Annotated in this window: 4 protein-coding genes; 1 reads left to right on the top strand and 3 read right to left on the bottom strand. The window is 69.7% G+C overall.

The window, feature by feature from the left end; all coding sequences use genetic code 11:
• Positions 1 to 64: 64 nt before the first annotated feature.
• The gene (locus V7050_RS18885; protein ID WP_324370110.1) at positions 65 to 1,039 is read left to right on the top strand and encodes an IS5 family transposase; all 975 of its coding nucleotides are present in this window, start codon (positions 65 to 67) and stop codon (positions 1,037 to 1,039) included.
• A gap of 409 nt (positions 1,040 to 1,448) precedes the next feature.
• Here the strand turns inward: V7050_RS18885 and grxD are convergent, their stop codons facing one another.
• The 3 genes from grxD to purL form a co-directional block, all read right to left on the bottom strand.
• Positions 1,449 to 1,826 carry a Grx4 family monothiol glutaredoxin gene (gene grxD / locus V7050_RS18880; RefSeq protein WP_324370108.1) on the bottom strand — a complete coding sequence of 126 codons (378 nt, stop codon included), beginning with the start codon at positions 1,824 to 1,826 and terminating at the stop codon, positions 1,449 to 1,451.
• 2 nt (positions 1,827 to 1,828) lie between these two features.
• Positions 1,829 to 2,074: a BolA family protein gene (locus V7050_RS18875; protein ID WP_324370106.1), complete on the bottom strand. Its 246-nt coding sequence runs from the start codon at positions 2,072 to 2,074 to the stop codon at positions 1,829 to 1,831.
• Positions 2,075 to 2,139: 65 nt separating this feature from the next.
• A partial coding sequence (purL, locus tag V7050_RS18870; protein ID WP_324411022.1) for a phosphoribosylformylglycinamidine synthase subunit PurL occupies positions 2,140 to 4,196 on the bottom strand: 2,057 nt, incomplete at its 5' end.

Below are 4,196 nucleotides of genomic sequence, written 5' to 3'. Positions count from 1 at the left end.
AGCCCCTGCGCCTGCGTCTTCTGACCGCGCGACCTCACAGAAGCCTCCAGATTCCTCTTTTGCGGTGAAAGTGATTCACGCTTGGGATGGTCCAGCGCATCCGCAAGCTCCCCGCCCCGAAGCCGAAGCCCCGTTACCGGATCACGAACTGGCGCGACTACAACCGCGCGCTGGTCGCGCGAGGTGCGATCACGCTCTGGATCGACGAGGCGGTGGTCGCCGGCTGGGGGCAGCGGGCGGCAAGGGGTGGCGCTACAGCGACATGGCGATCCTCTGCGCGCTCAGTCTGCGGGCGGTGTTCGGGCTGACGCTACGCCAGACCCAGGGCTTCCTGCACGATCTGACGCGGCTGCTCGGGCTGGAGATCACCGTGCCGCACTATTCCACCTTCTCTCGTCGCGCCGCCACGCTCACCGTCCCGAAGCTCGCGCGCCCCTCCGGTGGCCCCTTGCACCTCGCTGTCGACGCCACCGGGCTCAAGGTCCACGGCGAGGGCGAGTGGAAGGTCCGCGTGCATGGGCCGAACCGGCGCCGGGTCTGGCGCAAGCTGCACCTGGCGGTGGACACCCGAACCGGCGCGCTCGTCGCCCACGCCCTGACCGCGAGCGAGGTCCACGACGGCGCCGAACTCGAGGGCCTGCTCGCCCGCACCGACGCGCCGATCGCCGCGGTCTGCGCCGACAAGGCCTACGACAGCTTCGACTGCCATGCCGCCATCCTCGCCCGCGACGCGCAGCCGGTGATCCCGCCGCGCAAGGGCGCGGCGATCCTCCCGCCACCGGGACGCAAGGAGGTGCCCCCAACCCGCGGCGCGGCAGTGGATCGCATCGCCGAGGTCGGGCGCGACACCTGGAAGGCGGAGACCGGCTACCACCGCCGCTCCCTCGCCGAGACCGCGATGCTGCGCTACAAGACGCTGATCAGCCCGAGCCTCCGCTCGCGCACCTTCGACCGTCAGAAGGTCGAAGCCGCCGTCGCCGTGCGCTGCATCAACCGCTTCACTGCCCTTGACATGCCCAGAAGCATCAGGATCGGTTGAAGAAAGCGGGAAAGGGGCGATCCGAGCCGACCCCATTCCATGCAACAATGCCCACCGGATTGGGCAACCGGTTGAAATAGAGGCGCAAATGCGCTCCTGTTGTTGAGCCCGGGTGGATCGCCGCCCGACGGTAACGCGTTTCCCTCTTTGCCGGTTCGGAATATCCTTGGTCCGATCGCTTCACCCGGATGTCGTATCGCCCCGCCGCGCCGGATGTCCCCGGCCCGATCGACCGGTGTCGATCGGGCCTACCCGTCCTGATCTTTAAGCGGTGGTGATGCACCTCCCTCGCCCTGCGGCTTGCGCCTCCGAGGGAAGAGGCGCGGGCGGCGCGGGGCGCGGCCTTCTCCGGAAGCCCCGCCGCGGGACGGCGCCCAAGGGGCGGCTAAGGGTCTGCGGTTCGCTGGCGCTACTTATTCGCTTCGCGGATCTTCTCCGCGGCGTCCTTGTCGTAGGCGATGCCCTCTTTCGCGAAGAGCGCGTCGAGCTCGCCCGAGAGCGTCATCTCGGTGACGATGTCGCAGCCGCCCACGAACTCGCCCTTGACATAGAGCTGCGGGATCGTCGGCCAGTCGGAGAAGCTCTTGATGCCGTTGCGGATCGCCTCGTCGGCGAGCACGTTCACGTCCTTATAGGCGACGCCCATGTAGTTGAGCACCCCCGCGACCCGGCTCGAGAATCCGCATTGCGGCATCTGCGAGGTGCCCTTCATGAAGAGCACCACGTCGTTGGCCTCGATATCGGCCCTGATCGCGTCATGGGCCGGGTCGGTCACGGCGTCGGTCATCGTCAGTTCTCCGGTGCTTTGGTTGTCAGGGCGAGGGCATGGAGCTCGCCGTTCGAGCCGTCCATGCGCCCGCGCAGCGCGGCATAGACCAGCTGATGCTGCTTCACCCGGTTGAGGCCGCGGAATTCCTCCGCCGTCACGGTGGCCGCGTAATGGTTGCCGTCCCCGGCCAGATCGGTGATCTCCACGACCGCCGTGGGAAAGGCCTCGCGGATCAGCCGCTCGATGTCGGCGCCTTCCATGGCCATGGGGCTCCCCTCCGCCGCTACGGTCTCCCGCGACATCTAGAGTCCGGGCCGGGGGGCCGCAAGGGTCAGTCAAGCAATATTGTCAGGCCCTCGCCATGGCGCGCGGCGAGCTCCGCGAGCGCCACGGAGGCCGCGCCCAGCGCGACCGCCCCGCCGCCGGCCCGCCCGACGGCCCGGGCCGGAACCCCGGCCGACCCGGCGCGTGCCAGTAGATCGGCGACCCTCTCCGGGGCGCAGGCCACGAGATAGCGCGCCTGGTCCTCGCCGAAGAACCAGGCCAGCGCCCCGAGCGAAGGCTCGGCCTCCAGCGTCACCCCGACCGATCCCGCGATCGCCATCTCCGCGGCGGCGAGCGCCAGCCCGCCGTCGGCGAGATCATGCGCCGCCGCGACCAGGCCCGCGGCCTTCGCGGCCCGCAGGAACTCGCCGTTGCGGCGCTCGGCCTCGAGATCGACCGGCGGCGGCGCGCCTTCCTCGCGGCAGAAGATCTCGGCGAGCAGCGCCGACTGGCCGAGATGGCCGCGGGTCTCGCCGATCAGCACCAGCGCGTCGCCCTCGCGCGGCGCCATGGGGATGAGTTCGTCGAGCGAGGCCATGAGCCCCACGCCACCGATGGTCGGCGTCGGCAGGATCGCCCGCCCGTCGGTCTCGTTGTAGAGGCTGACATTGCCCGAGACGATCGGCATGTCCAGCGCCTCGCAGGCCGCGCCGATGCCGCGGATGCAGCCGACGAACTGGCCCATGATCTCCGGGCGCTCGGGATTGCCGAAATTGAGGTTGTCGGTGGCGGCCAGCGGCCGTGCGCCGCTGGCGGTGAGGTTGCGGAAAGCCTCCGCCACCGCCTGCCTGCCGCCGGCCTCCGGATCGGCGCGGCAATAGCGCGGCGTCACGTCGGAGGTGAAGGCCAGCGCCTTGCCGGTGCCGTGCACGCGCACCACGCCCGCGTCGGAGCCCGGCACCACCACGGTATCGGCCATGACCATGTGGTCGTACTGGCTCCAGACCCAGGCCCGGCTGGCATGGTTCGGGCTGGCGACGAGCCTAAGCAGCGCCGCGGCGGGATCGATCTCGGGGATCGCGCCGAGGGCAGGGGGCGCGGGCGTCTCGACGTAGGGCCGGTCGTATTCCGGCGCCGCCCCGGAGAGCGCCTTGAGCGGCAGGTCGGCCATGACCTCGCCGTTCATCCGAATGAGGAAGCGGTCCTCGGGGATCGTCTCGCCGACGATGGCGAAATCGAGATCCCATTTCTCGAAGACCGCCCGCGCCGCGGTCTCCTTCTCCGGGCGCAGCACCATTAGCATGCGCTCCTGGCTCTCGGAGAGCATCATCTCATAGGCGGTCATCGCCTTCTCGCGCACCGGCACCCGCTCGAGATCGAGCCGGATGCCGAGGTCCCCCTTGTCGCCCATCTCGACCGCCGAGCAGGTCAGCCCGGCCGCCCCCATGTCCTGGATCGAGATCACCGCCCCGGTGGTCATCAGCTCGAGGCAGGCCTCCATCAGCCGCTTCTCGGTGAATGGGTCGCCCACCTGCACGGTCGGGCGCTTCTCCTCGATGGTCTCGTCGAACTCGGCCGAGGCCATGGTCGCGCCGCCGACCCCGTCGCGGCCGGTCTTGGCGCCGAGATAGACCACCGGCATGCCGACGCCGCTCGCCGCCGAATAGAAGATCGCATCCGCCTCCGCGAGCCCGGCGGCGAAGGCATTGACCAGGCAATTGCCGTCATAGGCGGCATGGAAGCGCAATTCGCCGCCGATGGTCGGCACCCCGAAGCAATTGCCGTAGCCGCCGATTCCCGCCACCACGCCGGCGACGAGGCTCCGGGTCTTGGGATGGTCGGGCGAGCCGAAGCTGAGCGCGTTCATCGCCGCGATCGGCCGCGCGCCCATGGTGAAGACGTCGCGCAGGATGCCGCCCACCCCGGTGGCCGCCCCCTGATAGGGCTCGATATAGGAGGGATGGTTGTGGCTCTCCATCTTGAAGACCAGCGCCTGGCCGTCGCCGATGTCGACCACGCCCGCGTTCTCGCCGGGGCCGCAGATCACCTGCGGGCCCTCGGTGGGCAGGGTGCGCAGCCATTTCTTCGAGGATTTGTAGGAGCAGTGCTCGTTCCACATCGCCG

Origin of the sequence: Amaricoccus sp. (assembly GCF_036846665.1) — a bacterium.
GTDB lineage: Bacteria > Pseudomonadota > Alphaproteobacteria > Rhodobacterales > Rhodobacteraceae > Amaricoccus.
The sequence above is the reverse complement of the archived record's forward strand: the minus strand, read 5'-3'. Positions and strand labels throughout refer to the sequence as shown.